We start from the raw sequence: 17,899 nt of genomic DNA, 5'->3' as shown, positions 1-17,899 counted from the left end.
GGAAAGGCTGAGCTTACATCCATTTAAGGCAGGCAGTGCGAAGTGTTGATGGTGCGCAGCTCATGAGGAGCTGCGCCAGCGCCATCACCCTTTTACTGCCATGCAACTGCCCTCCCAATCGCTGACCGGCCGTGTCGCCCTTGTGACCGGTGCCGGTTCAGGCATTGGCAGGGCTTCTGCCAAGACCCTGGCCTATGCCGGGACGGCCGTGGTGCTCACCGGCACCACTCTTGAGGACTTGCAAGAGACCGAACAAGAGATCAAAAACCATGGTGGCAGGGCTGTCTCCATCTGTGCAGATGTCTCCAAGAGCAATGAGATCAAGGCCGCAGTGGAGGCGGCAATTGGAAACTGGGGCCGTCTGGACATCGTGCTGGCCAATGCCGGCACCAACGGGGTCTGGGCGCCTCTGGAAAGCCTGACGGAGGAGGAATGGGACAAGACGCTGGACGTCAATCTCAAAGGCACCTTCCTGACCCTCAAGCACAGCATTCCGCATCTGAAGAAACAGGGCGGGTCGGTCATTGTGACTGCATCCGTCAACGGCACCCGGATGTTCAGTAACACCGGAGCCACCGCCTATGCCTGCTCCAAAGCCGCCCAGGTGGCCATGGTGAAGATGCTGGCCCTTGAATGGGCCAGGCAGCAGGTGCGCATCAATGTGATCTGCCCTGGGGCCATCCAGACGGAGATCCACGACAAGACTGTCACCCGGGGACTGGAGGAGATCAGGGTGCCGGTGGAGTATCCTGAAGGGGAAGTGCCGTTGAGTCCTGACGATTCCGGCACAGCCGGACAGGTGGCACAGCTTGTCTGGTTCCTGGCCACGGATGCCGCCAGCCACATCACCGGCACGGAGATCTACATTGATGGCGCCCAGTCTCTGCTTCAGGGCTGAGCGCAGGCCAAAAAAGTCTTTTTTCCTTCATCGTGAAAACCTTCATCTTGCCCCTCTTCCTCGCAGGTCTCGCTTTTGGCCTGGCCAGTTGCACCAGCCACCGCAACCCTCCTTTGCAGACGGCAACGCAGGTGGACATCGCACGTTATACCGGACACTGGTATGAGCTTTTCCGTCTGCCAAACAGCTTTCAGAGAGATGATTCGAAGGCCGAGGCGCAGTATAAGCTCCAGGCGGATGGCACCGTCCTCGTTGTAAATACCGAGACACGTCCGGACAAGGAGCGCGTGACCGTCACCGGGACAGCCACTGTTGTTCCAGATGGGAGAAACAGCCGTTTCCGGGTACGATTCGAAGGCCCGGCGGCGCTTGCTCCCGTTCCTGAAGAAGGCAACTACTGGATTATCAAGCTGGCTCCGGACTATTCAACTGCGCTGGTGGGGACACCGGACCGGAAATTTTTATGGCTGCTCTCGCGGAGGCCCAAAATCAGCGCTGAACTGCGAAGCAGCTATGAAGCGGAGGCGCAAAGGCTGGGTTTCGATACCAGCAAGCTCATCCATCATTGATCAATAACTCAACAACCGTGTTTAATTTCATGACAACCGCATCCATTGACGACCAGCCCGAGCAACCCACCCCCTATGAAGTGGATGTGGAAGAAATGCCTGTGCGTGAAGACGAAACCACTGTGGACGTGCCTGTGCCGAAAAGGGTAACCCGAGAGCTGGACAATAACGGAAGGGAACTGTCCGAGAAGGAAGACAGCCGGCACGGCGATGAGGGGATTGATGACCCGCTCCCCGATGTTTCAGCCTGACTGACGGATCAGCCTTCTGCTTTGTTGAAGCTTAGCATGCGGCCAAAGGTGCCGAGGGGGGAGGACTTTTCAGCGGGCTGATTTTTGTCGTTGGCAAGGGTTTGAGGCTTTTCCGGACCGATCCGGGATTCCTGAAGATACCGGGTTTCACCTCTTTTCGGTGCGTCGTAGGTTACTTTAGGTGCGGCTTCGTTCTTTTTGGGTGCAGCGGCGATCTTGGGGCTGTCTGGAAGTTTACGCACCGAAGGTGCTGCCTCAGCTGCGGCTACTGTGCGAGGAGCTTCAGCGGGGGCTGCCTGAGCTTTGGATTTGCGTGACCATGGCAGGAAACTTCTTTTGGGTGCGGTCGCGTTTTCTTTTACTGCAACATCGCTAGAAACAAGGGCGGCATCGCTTCTTTTGGGTGCGGCGGCAATCTTGGGGCCGTCAGGAAGTTTACTCGCCGAAGGTGCTGCCACTGTATGAGGAGCTTCAGCGGGGGCTGCCTGAGCTTTGGATTTGCGTGACCATGGCAGGAAAGATGATTTCGGTGCGGAGTCGTCTTTTTTCACTGCAAGCTCGCCAGGAGCAGGGGCGGTATCGCTTCTTTTGGATGCTGTGGGGTTTGCTGCTGCGGTAGGTGCCACAGGGGGAGCTTCCTGGACTTTGGACTTACGCGACCAGGGCAGGAAGGAAAAAGACGAGGATGATTTGCCGACCTGGCCATCTGTGACCGGGACAGGGCCTGCTGGCACAGGAGCCGCAGCGGCGGCGGCCATGGAAGCGGCTTTTTCAGGAGTCTGTGGTCCGGTGCGTGCCGGTGCTGCAGCCAGAAGAGCCGGTTCCTGCGAGGGAGGTGTTACAGGAGATGGCTGGGCAGCAGGTTCCGGTACAGGTTCTTCCTTGACCTTTTCGGCTTTCTTGCCACCGGGCAGGTGATCCTTGGTGATAACGACTTTAGCCCCGATGCCGATGTCGTCGAACACATCCACGACATCCTTCATTCCCATGCGGATACAGCCATAACTGGCGGGCTGGCCGAGGCGGTTCTCCTCAGTGGTGCCATGGATGTAGATATAGCGGCGCATGGCGTTGCGGTTGCTGCTTTCCAGACCGCGCAGCCACATGATGCGGGAGACGATGGGGTCACGCCCGGGAGCATTGGGCTTCAGGACTTCTCCATTCCAGGAGCGGCTTTTCAATACAGCCCCAGGAGGCAGCCCCTGGCCGATTTTGGCAATGATTTCATGCCTGCCGGTAGGAGTACGGTAGCTGTTAGGCTGGTCACCCAGACCAAATTTGGAGGTGGAGATGACGTACTGTTTTTTCAGCACGCCTTCTTCATAAAGCCCCATGCGCTGGTCGGCCACGCTGACGACGACTTCAGATTTGGGTGACGAAGTGCAATGGCTCAGCATCACGCCTGCAGCGACTGTCAGCCCAAGCCTGACAAACAGTGGCTGGGGAGCGAGCACACGCGGGAGAGGGGTGAAGGAGTGCATTGGCTATAAAATTTAATAGAAGTTAATGAAATTGCAATAATGATTTTAGGAGGAACTTCGCTAGACGAAGATTCTTTCAAGTCTGGCATGGCCCATCCTAACAGAATGCAAACTGCCTGCCAAGTGGCGGGTTTTTTGCGTCAGAGGGCCAATTGTTTTTTGGATCTTTCTCGCCATGCTGCGGGGTATGACCCGCGAAGCTGCCGTTGAAATCCTGGAACGCATTGCCTTGTTGCTAGAACTTAAAGGCGAAAATCCGTTCAAAATTCGTGCCTATAGGACGGGGGCCGAGGTGGTGGAAGCTTATGCCGGGGATATCATGCGTATGGCGGCAGATAACAAGCTGGCGGGCATCAAGGGCATTGGTGACGCGCTGCGGGACAAGCTGCATGAGATGGCAACTACCGGGAAACTGGAGTTTTATGAGAATTTGCGCTCGGAATTTCCGGAGACGCTTTTTGAGCTGTTTGAGGTACAGGGGCTGGGTCCGAAGAAGATCGCGGCGCTTTACACCGAGCTGGGCGTGGGATCCATCGCGGACCTGAAGCGGGCGTGTGAAAGCGGCGAGGCGGCGAAGCTTAGCGGCTTTGGGGGCAAGACGGTGGTGAAGATTCTGGAGAGCCTGGCTTTTCGTGAAGAGCATGCTTCGGAATTCCGGGTGGACCAGGTTTATGGTCTGGCGCATGCGGTGCTTGAAGCGCTGCGTGCCCACCCTGCGGTGTCGCGGGCAGAGGTGTGTGGCAGTTTCCGGCGGGGCAAGGAGACGGTGCATGACCTGGATTTTCTCTGCGCCACGAAAAAGCCTGAGGTGGTGATCGCGGATTTCATCGGGCTGCCGATGTTTGAAAAAACCATCGCGCAAGGGGGCACGAAGGCCAGTGTCTATACGGCAGGCGGGGTGCAGTGCGACCTCCGGGCAGTGAGCAGCCAGGAGTTTCCTTTTGCGCTGAATTACTTTACCGGTAGCAAGGAACACAATGTGGAAATGCGCCACCGTGCGCTGGGGGAAGGGTGGTCGCTCAATGAATATGGCTTCACTCCGGCGGAAGGGAAGACGGCACGGGTGATCCCGCCGGTGCATGATGAAGGAGACATTTATCGCGCGCTGGGGCTGGATTACATCGAGCCGGAGTTGCGTGAAAACGCGGGCGAATTTGAAGCGGCGGAGAATGGCGGCCTGCCGCACCTGATCCTGCTGGAGAATCTGCGCGGTGTGTTTCATAACCACACGACCGCGAGCGATGGCTTGGCGACGCTGCAGGAGATGGCGGAAGCTGCGCAAGAGCTGGGATTGCAATACCTGGGCATTGCGGACCACAGCAAGAGCAGCTTCCAGGCGAACGGTCTGAACGAGGTGCGCCTGCGTGCGCAGATGGCGGAGATCCGCGAGCTGAATGAGACCTTCGACGGGCATTTTAAAATCTTCACCGGCACCGAAGTGGACATCCTGAAGGACGGTTCTTTGGACTTCAGTGATGAGCTGCTGGCGGAGCTGGACTACTGCGTGGCCAGTGTACATAACGTTTTCAATCTGCCGGAGGCGGAGATGACCAAGCGTATCATCCGGGCCATCCAAAACCCGCATGTGACCATGTTGGGGCATGTCACTGGCAGGCTGCTTTTGCAGCGTCCATCCTATGCCGTGAACATCCCCGCCATCATTGATGCCGCAGCGGAGACCGGGACCATCATTGAACTGAATGCCAGCGCCTGGCGGCTGGACATGGACTGGCGTTGGTGGCGGCTGGCCAAGGAAAAAGGCGTGAAATGCAGCATCAACCCCGATGCCCACAGCACACGCGGTCTGGAGGATGTGATCTACGGCGTCCGCGCCGCCCGGAAAGGCTGGCTGACCCGGAAGGATGTGATCAACTGCCTGCCACTAGGAGAGGTGGAGAAGGCGCTGAGGAAAAGGCCGATCGGATGAAGGTTTAAGGGCACCTCAATGTCCGCCCAAGCCTGAGCCAACTGCGACAGAGGAGGAAAGTTTTTTCCAGGCTCCTGTGCTGAGCTGTAGCAGGGCGCTTTGAAAACTCTGCCCGCGACCATGCACGAGCACATCGGGGCCGGGCATGGTGAGCATGAGGGTCAGGTGAAATGGCTCTGGCGATGTGCCTTCTTCTTCAACCCGCAGGCTGGCGCGGGAGATGGGCTTGATCTTGGACAAGTTGTGCAGTGTCTGGTGAATCTGGGTTTCCCAGGCCGTGTTTGGGGAGCAGCCAAACCAGTCTATTTGAGTGATCATAGGTGTAAAAGCGGGGGACGATTTAGAGGAGGGCCGGACTCCGCGAGGGATCGCGGTGTCCGGCTCACGGTTGAGCTGCGGTCGTCAGCTGTTTTTGGGGTAGGGGTGCCACTCGCTGTAGCAGGGGTGTTCGGTATCCTGGGCGGAGGCGATTTCGTAATGGCTGCATGAGCCAAGCAGGGGGCTGATGAGGGCGAGGATCAGGAGGCGTGTTTTCATGTTTTTTGTTAGTTTTGGTTTTCTTCGGGGGAAGGGTTTGGGGCATTCCCAAAGGAGGGCAGAGTCAGGCGGGGAGCCAGGTGCCGTCGGATTTCCGGCGCAGGATGAGCTTGCCGCTGTCCTCGATGGCGTAGAGGTGCAACCATCCGTTTTCCACCAGGTGGCGGACGTTTTCATGCCGGGCCAAGACGGCGTCAATGTCGGCGCGCGGAGCTTCGATGAAGACGCTGAGGCGGAGGGGTTCATGTATCCAGGTCTCGCCGTTGTGAAGGCTCTGCATGGGCAGGCCGGCCCGGAGGTCGCCGCCGTTGCCCTGCTGGATGCCGAAGGTGCCGACGATGTTATGAGTGACCTTGCTGCCGCTGCCCCAGAGCCGGTTGTTCACGGTACTGGCGTAGTATTGCAGGTTGATCCAGTTGGTCACAATCATGGGCGCGGTCATGATGAGTTCCAGCGTGCTTTTGGTGGTGTCGGTTTCGTGGTTGTAGTTATGCAGGAAAACGCGGCCGTGAAGGTTCAGGTCCTGGGTGCGCTCGCGCGGGGCCACGATGAAAGCGGCGTTGGCCACCAGGCCCCACTCGGGCCGCACCTGGGCCCAGTCGCAGCTGCGCTGGAGGATGCGTTTTTCCACGGAGGCATCGTCGGCGCAGCCAATGCCCAGGCCGGCGGCGCGGTGGCTGCGGCAGCCGTGGGCGGCCTGCTCCAGCCAGAGCTGGAGCTGGTGGATGTCCATCTTGTGGGAGGTGGGGGCCTGGTCTGTATCAAACAGGGTGATGCGATCCGTGGTCGTATCATGCAGGGCGGCGATGAAGTGCGTGTCATCGGGAATGCAGATCTCTTGATTTTCCAAAGCGGCGCGCACATAGGCCTGGTTGAGCAGGGCTGCGGCGACGCGGGCATTGGGATCCCCTGCGTGACCGCCGCAGGCTCCGCAATCCAGCGCGGCTGCATAGGGGTTGTTGGTCGTGTGGCTGCCGTGGCCGCAGAGCATGACCAGCCGGGCGAAGTTCCTGGTGAGGCCCATGTTTTTCAGGGCTCCGAGGGCCAGCTGCACCTGGTCCTCCGGCGGGATGCCTGACTCCAGGAGCGCCTTATCTGGCGCATGGTCCTGACCGTGGTGATGCTGATGCAAGCAGGGGGCGGTGGAGGAGTTGCAAGTGTGGCTCTTCGCTTTGGGCGCGAGTTGGAAGCTGTCTCTCAGCAGCTTCCAGGCATAGGGGATGCCTGCGGCCTCGACGAAGCTGAAGCAGCTCACTGCGGACGTTTTGAAGGCATTCCAAGAGTGTGTGGTGCGGCGTGTGAGCTGGAGCTGGTGGCGGGTGTGCCGCTCCTGGGCAGCGGTGGCGGATGGCTGGTGTTCCCGGACCCGGTATTTAGGCGCGAAGAGCACCGGAAGCTGGGAGACGGCCTGCCGCTGGCCATAGGGCACATGCTCGATGGGCATGCCAAAGAAGCCTGCAAAGCCCAGTGTCTCAATCCCTGAAGAGACGGATTCCAAGGACCTCCGCATCGTCTCTGAGCGGACATCAATGCAAAAGACAGCCTGGACGGCAGGCCTGCCTTTTTCAGCATGGATGCCGGGCCGGGCGGCCTTTTTGATCCGCGCACAGAGCTGCCGCTGAAAGCCTGCCTCCAGCGCGTTCTGCCAGAGCAGGGGGATGTGAGCTTCCTTTCCCGGTGCGTAGGGTGCTGCCGTCAGGCTGGCGAGCCAGGAGTCGCGCAGGTCAGAGGAGCCGAACTGTTCCAGCAGGGCGGTCTCAAAAACAAGCCGGATGGCGAGGAGGCCCAGCAGTGTTTCTTCCTCTGGGCTGCCATGCATGCTCTGCTGCCGCGCATGATACTGGGCGTAACTGCTCCAGCCTGGCAGCGTCATGAGCAGGCGGTGAAGATAGTCTTCCGCCTGAGACGGTTTCAGGTCTAACGTATCAAGCATGACCGGGATGGCCTCAGAAGCTGCATCGGGAAGTGAGGCGACGTGCTTGCGGAAGCCTTTGAAGCCCAGCATTTCAGGGGTCGCATCAATATGGGACGCCTGTTTCCAGGCCGTATAAAGCGGCAGTTTTTTCCATGGCATGCGCCAGGCGGACTGGCCTTCATCGAACCAGGCGGCGCACCACTTGGAGACCTCCTCGGTAATGAGCTGGTTCCAGTTGGCCTGGAACTTCTCCGTGGCGATGTCGGCGAGGCTTTGGATGCAGGGCCGCGGCGCGGTCGTATTTGCGGGTTTCTTCAGCCACATGAGCATGTCTTCAGTGGTGAGGCCGGTCCCGGAATGAGCCAGGGCCTCGTCCAGATCCTGAAAAGTAATCCGCCCCTGTGCAAACTGCTGATTAAAGTATTCCGCGCTCATGAGCATGCTGCTGTGGGTGACCTGCTGCATGAGGTCGCAGACTTCAGCAAAAGGCCTGTCGGCGAGGCCGGTAAAAGGATTCACGGCGACGAAACTCCGGAGCGGCCAGAGCGGCGGAATGCGCAGGCAGGCCTGCCGGGCGTGCTGGAGCCACCTGGGTTTTTCCGGGCTGCGGGAGGGCGATGCAGGGATGGTGGCGAGGAGGGGGGCGATGTTGTGGAGGGAGGTCATGGGGAGTGGATCAGGCGAGGATTTTCTGGGCGAATCTGTTGAAAAGGGTGCCGAGGTAGAAGCCGTTGCTGGCATGGACATAGAGGCGGGCAAAGACTGGACGTGAGGCCCAGGCGGGCAGTTGCGATTGCAGGACCAGCACGGCCAGGAACAGCATGGCGACCAGGATCATGATGCTGTATTCCATCGCGCTGCGTGGGGGCGCGTAAGCTGGCACCACCGTGGCCAGCCAGTGCTCAAAGAGGCGGTGCGTCGCAAAGGCGGCGGCTGCTGCGGCCGAGGCGAGGGCAAGGCCACGCATGATGAGCCTCTCACGCAGGCTGCTGCTCCAGAGCGTCCAGAGCAGATGCGCCAGCGCCATGATGAAGACGGTGACCAGCAGCAGCCGGCCAGGGTCCGCATTACTGCCCAGGCCGAAGGCTGAGGCCAGGCCCAGGCCTGTCGCGACGGCTGCTGCGAGTGAGCCGAGGACGACGAGAGGATGTGCCGCCGGCCGGCCTGCCGGCGTCCAGGCGGACCGCATGAGGTGCACCACGCTGCCGCTGCTGAGAAAGGCGTGCGCTTTGTAGAGCGAGTGGGCGACGATGTGCATCATGGCCAGGGCAAAGGCCCCCAGGCCGCACTGCAGCATCATGAATCCCATCTGCGCCACGGTGGACCAAGCCAGCGACTTTTTAATGCTCGTCTGGGTCATCATGATGACGGAGGCAAAGAGGGCGGTGAAGGCACCCACCAGCGCCAGGGCATTCAGGGCTGCCGGTGACTGTGTGATGAGCGGGCTCAGCCGCACGATGAGAAAGCCGCCGGCATTGATGATGCCCGCATGCATGAGTGCTGAGACCGGAGTGGGCGTCTCCAGCGTGTCCGGCAGCCAGGAGTGGAAGGGGAATTGTGCTGACTTCAGCATGGCCGCCGTGACAAACAGCCCGGCGATGAGACCGGTGTGCGGCCCGGCGGGATTTGCGAAAAGCTCATGAAATTCCAAGGTGCCCCGGCCATGCCAGACCAGCGCCACTGCGGTGATCATGCAGGCGTCTGCGAGCCGGCTGATGATGAATTTTTTCCGTGCGGCCATCTGGGCTCCTGGCCTTTCCCGGCAAAAGATGAGCAGCTGATGCAGGCACAAGCTGGTCGCGATCCAGGCTGCCGTGAACAGGAGCAGATTGCTGGAGATGACAAGAATCAGCACACTGGTGAGGGTGAGGATGAGCCAGCGGGAAAACCTCGCCTGGCCCGGATCGCCATCCAGGTAGTTGACCGAATAGCGCGTCACGATGAGGCCGAGGAAGCTGACCAGAACGAGCATGGTGATGGAAAGGGGATCTAGAAGGAAGGCCAGTTTGGCCGGGCCAAAGACGGCGAGCTCAATCCTCACAGGACCGGCAAACACAACCGGGAGGGAGAGGATGGCAGCCAGGGCAAAGCAGAGGCGGGCGATCCACGCGGCACCCTCCGCCGCCTGACGGCCATGTCTTAACAGGGCGCAGGCGCCTGCAAGGATGAGGAAAAAGAGCGGCGGGATCCATTCGGGGACCTGGACGAGATGAGGTGTGGCAAGTAGCGTTTGATGCATAGGAGGCTTCGGGTGGCACAGAGGATTCACGGATTTTCTTGGTTCTCTCCAATTCATGTTTTGGCAAAAATCGTTCGCTTTGGTATATGGATGGATTCATCGCCATGCTGAACTACCACCACCTCCGTTACTTCCGCGCCGTCGCCACCGAGGGCGGTCTGACCAAAGCCGCGCGGCATCTGAACCTCTCCCAGTCGGCGCTGAGCGTTCAGTTGCGAAACCTTGAGGAAAGTCTGGGGCAGCCTCTCTTTGAGAGGAAGCGCAAGTCCCTGGTGCTGACGGAGGCGGGCCGAATCGCGCTGGAATATGCAGACACCATTTTCCGATGCGGAGAGGAGCTGACAGGGCTTCTTCAAAACCGCAGCGGGCGCAGCCGCAGCTGCCTGCGGGTGGGGGCGGCGGCGAATCTCTCCCGCAATTTCCAGCTCGCCTTTCTTCGTCCATTGATCGGGCGGGAGGAGGTGGAGCTGGTCATTCACTCAGGCACCCTGCGGGAGCTCCTCGCGCAGCTCCAGGCGCATACCCTGGATGTGGTGCTTTCCAATACACCGGTGCGCCGCGATGCGGAGACGGGCTGGTACAGCCACCTGCTGGATGAACAGCCGGTGAGTCTCGTGGGGCACAAAACACGGCGGATGAAGGCTTTCAATTTTCCGGAGGATTTGCGCACCACGCCGGTGGTCCTGCCCAGTCTGGAGAGCAGCATCCGCACCGCCTTTGATGTGCTGATGGAGCAGGCCGGCATCCGCCCCATCATTGCCGCCGAGGTGGATGACATGGCGATGCTGCGCCTGATGGCCAGGGAGACGAAGGGGGTGACCCTGGTTCCACCTGTGGTCGTCAAAGATGAGCTGGAAAACGGCACCCTGGTGGAGAGGCACCAATTTCCGCAGATCAAGGAGACCTTCTACGCCATCACGCCTAACCGAAGGTATCCAAATCTCATTTTGAGGGAGCTGTTGGCGAAGAAAAAATAAACTGTTGTGAGCGTGCGAGGCGCTAGGCCGCTGGAAGGTCTCGGGCAGATATTCCCACGCCTGCCATCCACAAAAAACGGCCCCTTTTGGAAGGGGCCGTTCCGTTGATAGTGAAGCGAAGAATCGCGAAAGGTTACGCAAGCTTCAGGGACTCCACCTTGTCCATGGCGGCGGTGAGGCCGGGCCAGCCTTCAGGGCGCTGGAGCTGGAACATGTGCAAATACAGGGAGACCTGCTGCGGAGGATAGAGGGCGAGGAGGGCGTCAATGCCGGCGGCGGCTTTTTCTTCGCTAATCTCTTCCGGCAGGTCTTCCACCTGGCCTTTGCCATCGTGGGGGATGCCGACGGCATCCAGGAAGGTGGTGAGCATGGTACCCTGGGACTTGAGCAGCCAGATTTGCAGAAGCTGCTCAGCGACGGGGTCGTTGGTCTTCATGTAAAGCTGGTTGACCAGCCACTCGCCCTGCTTCTCGCGGGATTTTTCCAGGATGAACTGGGGGCGCAGCTTGCGGGCCTGGGCCAGGGACTGGATGACGGCGCGGTAGGCGGGGCGTTCATCGGTCTGCACATAGCTGATGATCTGCTGACGGAGTTCGGGGCCGACGGCCTGGAGGAGTTGTTGGGCTTTCATGCGCCTGGATTCAAAAAAAGGGGTTGATGGGGCGGGCTTGCTACCACGCAGGCTGCGGGGAGGCAACAGGCAAAATCTCATTCTCCTGTCCGGGCGCTACGGCGGCGCCACTGGCTGGCGATGAAGAAGGGGGCGTAGAGAAGGGTGTAAAAGAGGCCGCAAAGGAGGACGAGGCTGCCGATGTACCAGGGCCAGGGGCCGAGGGCGTCCATGAGGCTGGCCTGCTCCGGTTTATGACAAAGGAAGGCGTAATTGGTATTGAGTGCGGCATTGGCTGCGCCGACGGCGACGGCGTAGGCCAGGGTGAGCCCGAGCATTCGAGGGACGGAGCCAGGACGGGGCGGGCACTTCATTGCGGTCACCACATGCAGCGCGGCGATGACCACGCCGCCGTGCAAGATGAAGAAGGAAATGAAACGCATCTGGGGAAAATCCACGTTGAGATTCGGCGTGATGAGGCCCTGAAGCGTGCCCGCCATGCCAAAAAAGTACAGGATTTCTGCGGCCAGCCTATGCCGGATCAGGAGCGCCAGGCCGCCTGCGATGGCGGCGACATCACAAAAATGCAGGGGCAGGGAATTGCCGGGGTGCAGCTCGCCAAGCTGCCCATGAGCCAGGAGGGAAAGCGGCCAGCTGGTGAGCAGGAGGATGGCGAGCATTTTCTCCAGCACCCGGCTGAGGGCAGGTGCCCATCTGGCAGCAATGGCCATGACGACCAGGAGAGTGCCGCACAGGCTTAAGACGATGAGATGGCTGGGGCCGAAGGCATGGAATGGAGCGGGCATGCGGTGGAATGGGAGCGGAGGGCAGAAGAAGTGGCGCAGACTGAATCCTATGCGCGGTTTTATTCAAGAAAGGATCATGACACGGGCACGGCCGCTGGAAAGAGGCGGCGGGGAGGTTGACGGACGGTCCGGTTTAGATAATCACTGGTTCATAATGGCTAGGCGACAATCAGCAACAGGGGAGACCTTCCTTATACCTTTCGGCCTGGTCTTTCTGCTGGCGGGTCTTGGGGTGGGCATTTTTTACTTTAGCATTTTGAGCCGGTGGTATGAGGCTCGCGGCTGGGTGGAGGTGCCATGCGTCATAGAATCCAGTGACTTGCAGGAGCGGGTATCCACGGATTCGGACGGGACATCGACGACGTATGAGGTGGAGGCGGCCTACCGGTATGAGTATAACGGGAGGACTTATAAGGGGGACGAGGTCTCGCTGAGCCTGGGGGCGGACAGCTTTGGAGATCATCATCAAAGGGTGTTTTCCATTTTGGATGAGCATCGGGCCAGCGGGCGGCCGTTTCGCTGCTATGTGAATCCAGATTTACCTGAGGAGTCGGTGATCTTCCGGGAGGCTCGGTGGACGATCCTGCTGTTCATGAGCCTTTTTCCTTTGGTCTTTCCACTGGTGGGCGGGCTGGTGAGCCTGTTTGGGCTGATTGGGTTGAGACAAAACCGGCGGCTGAAGGACTATAAGACCCGCTACCCTGGGCAGCCCTGGCGCTGGAAACCGGCCTGGGGTGAGGACTGGATGCGGCCAAAGAATACGGGAGGTGCCTGGGCCTGGGTGGTGGTGACGGTATGGATGGGCATCATCTGGCTGCCGATGATGCATGCCCTGCTGGTGGATGGGGATGCGGGTATGTCCAATCCGCTGAGCCTGCTGGCCTTCCTGCCTGCGGTGGCGATCCTGCTGGTGGGCCGGGGAGCTTTGAAAAGGCTGCTGGCAAGCCGGCGTGGGGAGATTCTTTTGTATGTGGAGCCGCGCCCGGTGAGTCCGGGAAAAGTTTTTCAGGGTTATCTGGGCATCCCGAAGCACTTGACGTTAGGCCTGCATGACGTGGTGGAGACGGAGGTGCGGTGTGTAAAAGAGGTAACGGTGCGCTCAGGCAAAAATACAACGGTGCGGCGGGAGGTGCTGTGGAGCGGTCTGAATCAGGCGGCGATGAGCGAGGCTGCCCGTGAGGGGGCCGGTAGCCGCCTGCCGCTGCGGCAGGAGATTCCCGCAGGCCTGCCTGCGATGCCAGTGGCGCTGGCCGAGACGGGATGGAAGGATGCCACGCAACATGTCTGGGAGCTGGAGGTGCGGGCGAATAAGCTGAGACAGCCGATGGTGTATGACCTGCCGGTTTTTGAAATGGAACCGGCGCAGGTGTCAGCGGATGGATTCAGGGAAGACCGGCCCCAAAAAAAGGCCACCCCGCTGCTGGATTTGGATGCCGATGAGCTGGTGATGCATCTGAAGCGGTATCACGTTGCTGCGGAATTTGACGGGCGGGAGTATCCGGTGAGCATGGACCTGAGCCCGAAACGGTTCGCCCCAGTGCGGCTTTTTCTGGTCATTTTCACTTCTGTCTGGACGGTGGCATTTATCATCCTGCTGAATTCGGATGCGCCGGGCCTGTTTCCGCTGATTTGGGGAGGCAGTTCCGCGATGCTGTGGTGGATGATCGTGATGCAGATGAAAAGAAAGCGGCTGCGTTTCACTGACGATGGGCTGGAGGTGGCGTGGAGCCTGGGGCCGTGGGGCGGACGCCAGGTGTATGAGAGAAGGCACCTGGTGCAGTTTTTGAACTCGGTAAACATGAGCTCCGGGAGCACGCAGTATCATGTGGTGAAGGCGGAGACGACGTTTGGAAAAAAGGTGATACTTTTGGACGGTATTCCGAGCGCGCTGGTGGTGGAAAATTTATGCCGGCTGCTGGAGCGGTGGCGTAAGCAGGCTTGATCCGGCTGGCAGACTGTGGCTTGCTGGGCGGTATGAATCCACATCCGTCGAATGTCATCGAACTGTGCCAGGCTCTTGTGCAGATTCCATCGGTGAATCCTGACGGTGATCCGGGCTGTGACCAGACGGGAGAGGCGGCCTGCGCGGCCTATGTGGGAGAGTTTCTGGCAGCCAGCGGCGCGTCGGTGCAACTGGAGGAAGTGGTGCCGGGCAGGCCGAATGTGATCGGCCGGTTTCCCACGGAGCCTTCACCGGATGGCCGGCGCAAGCCGCGCATCGTCTTCGGGCCGCACACGGATACGGTGAGCGTGGGCGGCATGACGATAGATCCCTTTGGCGGGGAGCTGCGGGACGGGCGCCTCTGGGGGCGCGGGGCCAGCGATACGAAGGGGCCGATGGCGGCGATGCTGTGGGCGCTGCATGAGATGCGGGCGGAGATCGCGCGGCTGCCGGTGGAGGTACACTTCGCGGGCTTTATGTCGGAGGAGTCTGCGCAGCTTGGGTCGCAGCATTTTGCCGCGCATCATGGGCCGTATGACTTTGCCATCATCGGGGAGCCGACCCGGATGAAGGTGGTGCACAAGCACAAGGGCTGCCTGTGGGCGGATGTGCATACGACCGGGGTGGCCGTGCATGGCTCCATCCCGGAGAAGGGGGTGAATGCGATCGTGAAAATGGCGGCGCTGGTGCAGGCGCTGGACACGGACTTCCGCCAGGTGCTGAGAGATACGGGCGGTGAGGATGAGTGGCTGGGATGCAGCACCGTGAACCTGGGCATGATCCGCGGCGGCACGCGGTCTAACATTGTGGCGGACCACTGTGTGCTGCGCGTGGACATGCGCACCACGCCGGGCCTGAACCGCGCGGGCGGGGCGGTGGCGGCTCTGACGGAGTTTGTCCGGCGGCAGGATGAAACGGCGCGGGTGGAGCCGCTGCCGGAGACCTTTCCGCTGGATACGGATGCGGAAAATCCCTTTGTGCAGCGGCTGCTGGACTGCGGCACGGAGGTGACCGGTGCGCCGTGGTTCTGCGATGCGGCCTTCCTGGCGGCGGCGGGCACCCCGGCGGTGGCCATGGGCCCGGGGGATATCTCCCAGGCGCACACGAAGGATGAGTTCATCGCGGTGGAAGATCTGGTGGCCGGGAAGGACTTCTTTGTGAAGTTTCTGAAAAGCTGGCTGGCCTAACCAAAAGAAACCTCTTGTTATGCTGATTCCCCGGCTCCTGGCGGCGGCCTGCCTGATGATGACGGCAGGCTGTGTGTCATTAAGGGATTCGAAACCGGAGGCGAAAGCGGACGGGTCTTTTTTTCACCGGGCGCAACCGCCGCCAGGCGGCACGAAGAAGTGGAATCCGGTGTGGTGGTTCGGCAATGCGGATGATCCCGTGCCACCGCACTGGTACCGCCCCGGACAGCCCGCGCGGGGTGCGCTGTGGCAGCTCAGAAACCCGCTGCACAACTTCACCTTTTACGTCATTGGCGTTCATGACAAAGATTTTGTTAGGCGCGGGAAACGGCCTGGGAAGGTGTTTCCAGCCGAGGGCGGGTGGAACTGGGCGGTCATTGAGAAGGGCCGGCTGCGGCTGCCCTTTGTGGCTTATCAGGGGCGGCATGTGCGCTGGTATGCCCTGTGGCGGGAGAAGGGAAACTTCGGCCTGAAGCTGCATCTGCATGATGAGGAATAACAAGAAGTGTGATTCTTGGTGCCGAACCATGAGTGTGGCGGCATACGGCGCGCTGCTGATTTTGGATGCCGAACATGAAGTATGATTGATATGGAAAATAGATGGTTGACACTTTCGGGAAGGAAGGCACTATTCGCGTCCCTTTGACAGCCCCCGCTGTCAAAGCGCGACCAAACAACCCAACCGACTCATTGACCCGATCCATCCTTCTTTGCCTGACCGTTTTGTGTGCCCAGTCCCTCGCGGGGGAAGTCAAAATCCAAGCCACAAAGCCGACAGGCACACCAGGTCAGATCCTGCATGGAATTCGCACCACCGCCTACACCCACTCTGAGGCGGATCACATCAAGTACGGCAGCCGCACGGCTTCCGGCACCAGCTTGAAGTACGGGCAGGTCCGCAGCGCGGCGGCAGACTGGTCCGTCTATCCGGTAGGCACCGTCTTCCAGATCGAAGGCGACAGCGCCCTCTACATTGTGGACGATTACGGGTCCGCACTTGTTGGTACGAAGACCATTGATCTCTACAAGCCGACGAGCTCGTCCATGAACATCTGGGGCGTGCGCAAGGTGAACATCCGCATCGTCAAGTGGGGTTGCTTTGTCAAAAGCCTGGCCATTTTGAAGCCCCGCCAGTCGAAAGCTTCTCACGTGCGTGAAATGGTTTCACGGCTGGTCTCGCGCCCTGCTTGACAAAGGTGCCTTCCTGCACATGAAGGGGTGGAACCCCTTTCCCATTTCAGCCGGTCAACCGGTGTCATTTCCGGGGAGTCACTCTGGCTGAGTTGTTCATTCTGCCTGTTTCACCAGAAATAATTTCAGCAATTGCTTCATCGGACCGTTTCAAGGACGGGTGTGCCGAGTCCAGGATTTTGTCGGATAACAAGAACGTTGAAATTGTTTTGTTCGCTTACAAAAGGCATGATGTGGCAGTCCTGTTGATGAAGAAGTTTCACTAGATGCTTTCATTGCATGAATTGACGCGGGAATAATCCGCCGCATCTGTGTTTCACATTCGGAAAGCACATCTTGCACCGGTCCGTACCCTGTCCACATTCGTTCCTTCTTTTCTCACTCTTTCACTCATGGAAAATGTCATCATCATCGGGACCGGCTGCGCAGGATACACTGCGGCCATTTATATGGGACGCGCGAATTTGACGCCTCTGATTCTCTCAGGCAACCAGCCCGGCGGCCAGCTAACCACCACCACGGAGGTAGAAAACTTCCCCGGCTTTCCAGAGGGCATCATGGGCCCGGAGCTGATGATGAACATGCAGACCCAGGCGGAGAAATTCGGCGCACGTATTGAATACACCCTCGTCACCGGGGTGAAAAAAACTCCCGAGGGACACTTTGAAGTGACCAGTGACGACGGCACTGTACGCCAGGCGCAGACGGTCATCATCGCCACCGGGGCCTCACCCAAGCACCTGGGCCTGCCCAATGAAAAAGGCCTCATCGGCCACGGGCTGACCAGTTGCGCCACCTGCGATGGGGCCTTTTACCGCAATGTGCCGGTGTGCGTCATCGGCGGCGGCGACAGCGCCTGTGAAGAGGCCGGTTTCCTCACCAAGTTCGCCAGCAAGGTGTACCTCATCCACCGCCGCGACAGCCTCCGCGCCTCCAAGATCATGGCGGACCGCGCCCTGGCCAATCCGAAGATCGAACCGGTGTGGAACAGCACCGTGGCCGAATACCTGACCGATGAAAAGGGCGAGATGCGCGCCGTGACGCTGGAAAACCTGGTGACAGGTGAGAAAAGCGAGCTGGAGTTGAAGTGCGTGTTTGTGGCCATCGGCCACACCCCCAATGCCGGATTCCTCGGGGATCTGGTGGATACGGATGAAGGTGGCTACATCCTTCAGACGGAAGGTACCCGCACCAAGACCCCCGGCCTGTTTGCCGCCGGGGATGTGGCGGACCACGTCTATCGCCAGGCCATCACCGCTGCTGGCCAGGGCTGCGCAGCGGCGCTGGAGGCAGAGCGTTATCTTGCCGATATCGGCGTGCATTGATACGCCGGGTTGATTTTGAAATGAGGCGGCAGTCCGGTCTGTGA

Annotated in this window: 17 protein-coding genes; 10 read left to right on the top strand and 7 right to left on the bottom strand. The window is 59.8% G+C overall.

What is annotated here, in order from left to right:
• Positions 1 to 100: 100 nt before the first annotated feature.
• From WJU23_RS07120 to WJU23_RS07110, 3 genes are read left to right on the top strand one after another with little or no spacing between them, the layout of a single operon-like run.
• Entirely contained in the window at positions 101 to 898 is a 798-nt protein-coding gene (locus WJU23_RS07120; RefSeq protein WP_346331851.1) for an SDR family NAD(P)-dependent oxidoreductase, read from the top strand.
• A gap of 32 nt (positions 899 to 930) precedes the next feature.
• Positions 931 to 1,467 (top strand): lipocalin family protein, encoded by a 537-nt coding sequence (locus WJU23_RS07115; protein ID WP_346331850.1) that lies wholly within the window; start codon positions 931 to 933, stop codon positions 1,465 to 1,467.
• Positions 1,468 to 1,496: 29 nt separating this feature from the next.
• A complete protein-coding gene (locus tag WJU23_RS07110; protein ID WP_346331849.1) occupies positions 1,497 to 1,718 on the top strand; it encodes a hypothetical protein in 222 nt (73 codons plus the stop codon).
• Between the two features lie 8 nt (positions 1,719 to 1,726).
• Here the strand turns inward: WJU23_RS07110 and WJU23_RS07105 are convergent, their stop codons facing one another.
• Positions 1,727 to 3,199, bottom strand: coding sequence for a L,D-transpeptidase family protein (locus tag WJU23_RS07105; RefSeq protein ID WP_346331848.1), 1,473 nt, complete (start codon positions 3,197 to 3,199; stop codon positions 1,727 to 1,729).
• Between the two features lie 187 nt (positions 3,200 to 3,386).
• Between WJU23_RS07105 and polX the strand changes: the two genes are divergently transcribed.
• A complete protein-coding gene (gene polX, locus WJU23_RS07100; protein ID WP_346331847.1) occupies positions 3,387 to 5,126 on the top strand; it encodes a DNA polymerase/3'-5' exonuclease PolX in 1,740 nt (579 codons plus the stop codon).
• A 15-nt stretch (positions 5,127 to 5,141) separates the two neighbouring features.
• Here polX and WJU23_RS07095 read toward each other — a convergent pair whose 3' ends face one another.
• The 4 genes from WJU23_RS07095 to WJU23_RS07080 form a co-directional block, all read right to left on the bottom strand.
• Positions 5,142 to 5,444 (bottom strand): hypothetical protein, encoded by a 303-nt coding sequence (locus WJU23_RS07095; RefSeq protein ID WP_346331846.1) that lies wholly within the window; start codon positions 5,442 to 5,444, stop codon positions 5,142 to 5,144.
• Positions 5,445 to 5,528: 84 nt separating this feature from the next.
• A complete protein-coding gene (locus WJU23_RS07090; protein WP_346331845.1) occupies positions 5,529 to 5,663 on the bottom strand; it encodes a hypothetical protein in 135 nt (44 codons plus the stop codon).
• 64 nt (positions 5,664 to 5,727) lie between these two features.
• Entirely contained in the window at positions 5,728 to 8,244 is a 2,517-nt protein-coding gene (locus WJU23_RS07085) for a DUF2309 domain-containing protein (RefSeq protein WP_346331844.1), read from the bottom strand.
• 10 nt (positions 8,245 to 8,254) lie between these two features.
• Entirely contained in the window at positions 8,255 to 9,817 is a 1,563-nt protein-coding gene (locus WJU23_RS07080; RefSeq protein ID WP_346331843.1) for a proton-conducting transporter membrane subunit, read from the bottom strand.
• A gap of 98 nt (positions 9,818 to 9,915) precedes the next feature.
• Between WJU23_RS07080 and WJU23_RS07075 the strand changes: the two genes are divergently transcribed.
• Positions 9,916 to 10,794: a LysR family transcriptional regulator gene (locus tag WJU23_RS07075; RefSeq protein ID WP_346331919.1), complete on the top strand. Its 879-nt coding sequence runs from the start codon at positions 9,916 to 9,918 to the stop codon at positions 10,792 to 10,794.
• 133 nt (positions 10,795 to 10,927) lie between these two features.
• On the opposite strand, the gene WJU23_RS07070 is transcribed toward WJU23_RS07075, so the two are convergent.
• Complete coding sequence (locus WJU23_RS07070; RefSeq protein ID WP_346331842.1) at positions 10,928 to 11,425, bottom strand: hypothetical protein; 498 nt, start codon at positions 11,423 to 11,425, stop codon at positions 10,928 to 10,930.
• A 77-nt stretch (positions 11,426 to 11,502) separates the two neighbouring features.
• Positions 11,503 to 12,210, bottom strand: a complete 708-nt coding sequence (locus WJU23_RS07065; RefSeq protein ID WP_346331841.1) for a TIGR02206 family membrane protein — start codon at positions 12,208 to 12,210, stop codon at positions 11,503 to 11,505.
• A 154-nt stretch (positions 12,211 to 12,364) separates the two neighbouring features.
• Here WJU23_RS07065 and WJU23_RS07060 point away from each other — a divergent pair, with 154 nt between their 5' ends.
• From WJU23_RS07060 to trxB, 5 genes are all read left to right on the top strand, one after another.
• Positions 12,365 to 14,152 carry a DUF3592 domain-containing protein gene (locus WJU23_RS07060; RefSeq protein WP_346331840.1) on the top strand — a complete coding sequence of 596 codons (1,788 nt, stop codon included), beginning with the start codon at positions 12,365 to 12,367 and terminating at the stop codon, positions 14,150 to 14,152.
• Between the two features lie 32 nt (positions 14,153 to 14,184).
• Positions 14,185 to 15,339, top strand: coding sequence for a M20 family metallopeptidase (locus WJU23_RS07055; protein WP_346331839.1), 1,155 nt, complete (start codon positions 14,185 to 14,187; stop codon positions 15,337 to 15,339).
• A 19-nt stretch (positions 15,340 to 15,358) separates the two neighbouring features.
• Positions 15,359 to 15,838 carry a hypothetical protein gene (locus WJU23_RS07050; RefSeq protein ID WP_346331838.1) on the top strand — a complete coding sequence of 160 codons (480 nt, stop codon included), beginning with the start codon at positions 15,359 to 15,361 and terminating at the stop codon, positions 15,836 to 15,838.
• Between the two features lie 191 nt (positions 15,839 to 16,029).
• Positions 16,030 to 16,530, top strand: coding sequence for a 3D domain-containing protein (locus tag WJU23_RS07045; RefSeq protein WP_346331837.1), 501 nt, complete (start codon positions 16,030 to 16,032; stop codon positions 16,528 to 16,530).
• Between the two features lie 392 nt (positions 16,531 to 16,922).
• Positions 16,923 to 17,855, top strand: coding sequence for a thioredoxin-disulfide reductase (gene trxB, locus WJU23_RS07040; RefSeq protein WP_346331836.1), 933 nt, complete (start codon positions 16,923 to 16,925; stop codon positions 17,853 to 17,855).
• Positions 17,856 to 17,899: the final 44 nt, after the last annotated feature.

The sequence above is a fragment of the Prosthecobacter sp. SYSU 5D2 genome (assembly GCF_039655865.1).
Taxonomy (GTDB): domain Bacteria; phylum Verrucomicrobiota; class Verrucomicrobiia; order Verrucomicrobiales; family Verrucomicrobiaceae; genus Prosthecobacter.
This window is presented reverse-complemented; position numbering and strand designations above follow the sequence as displayed.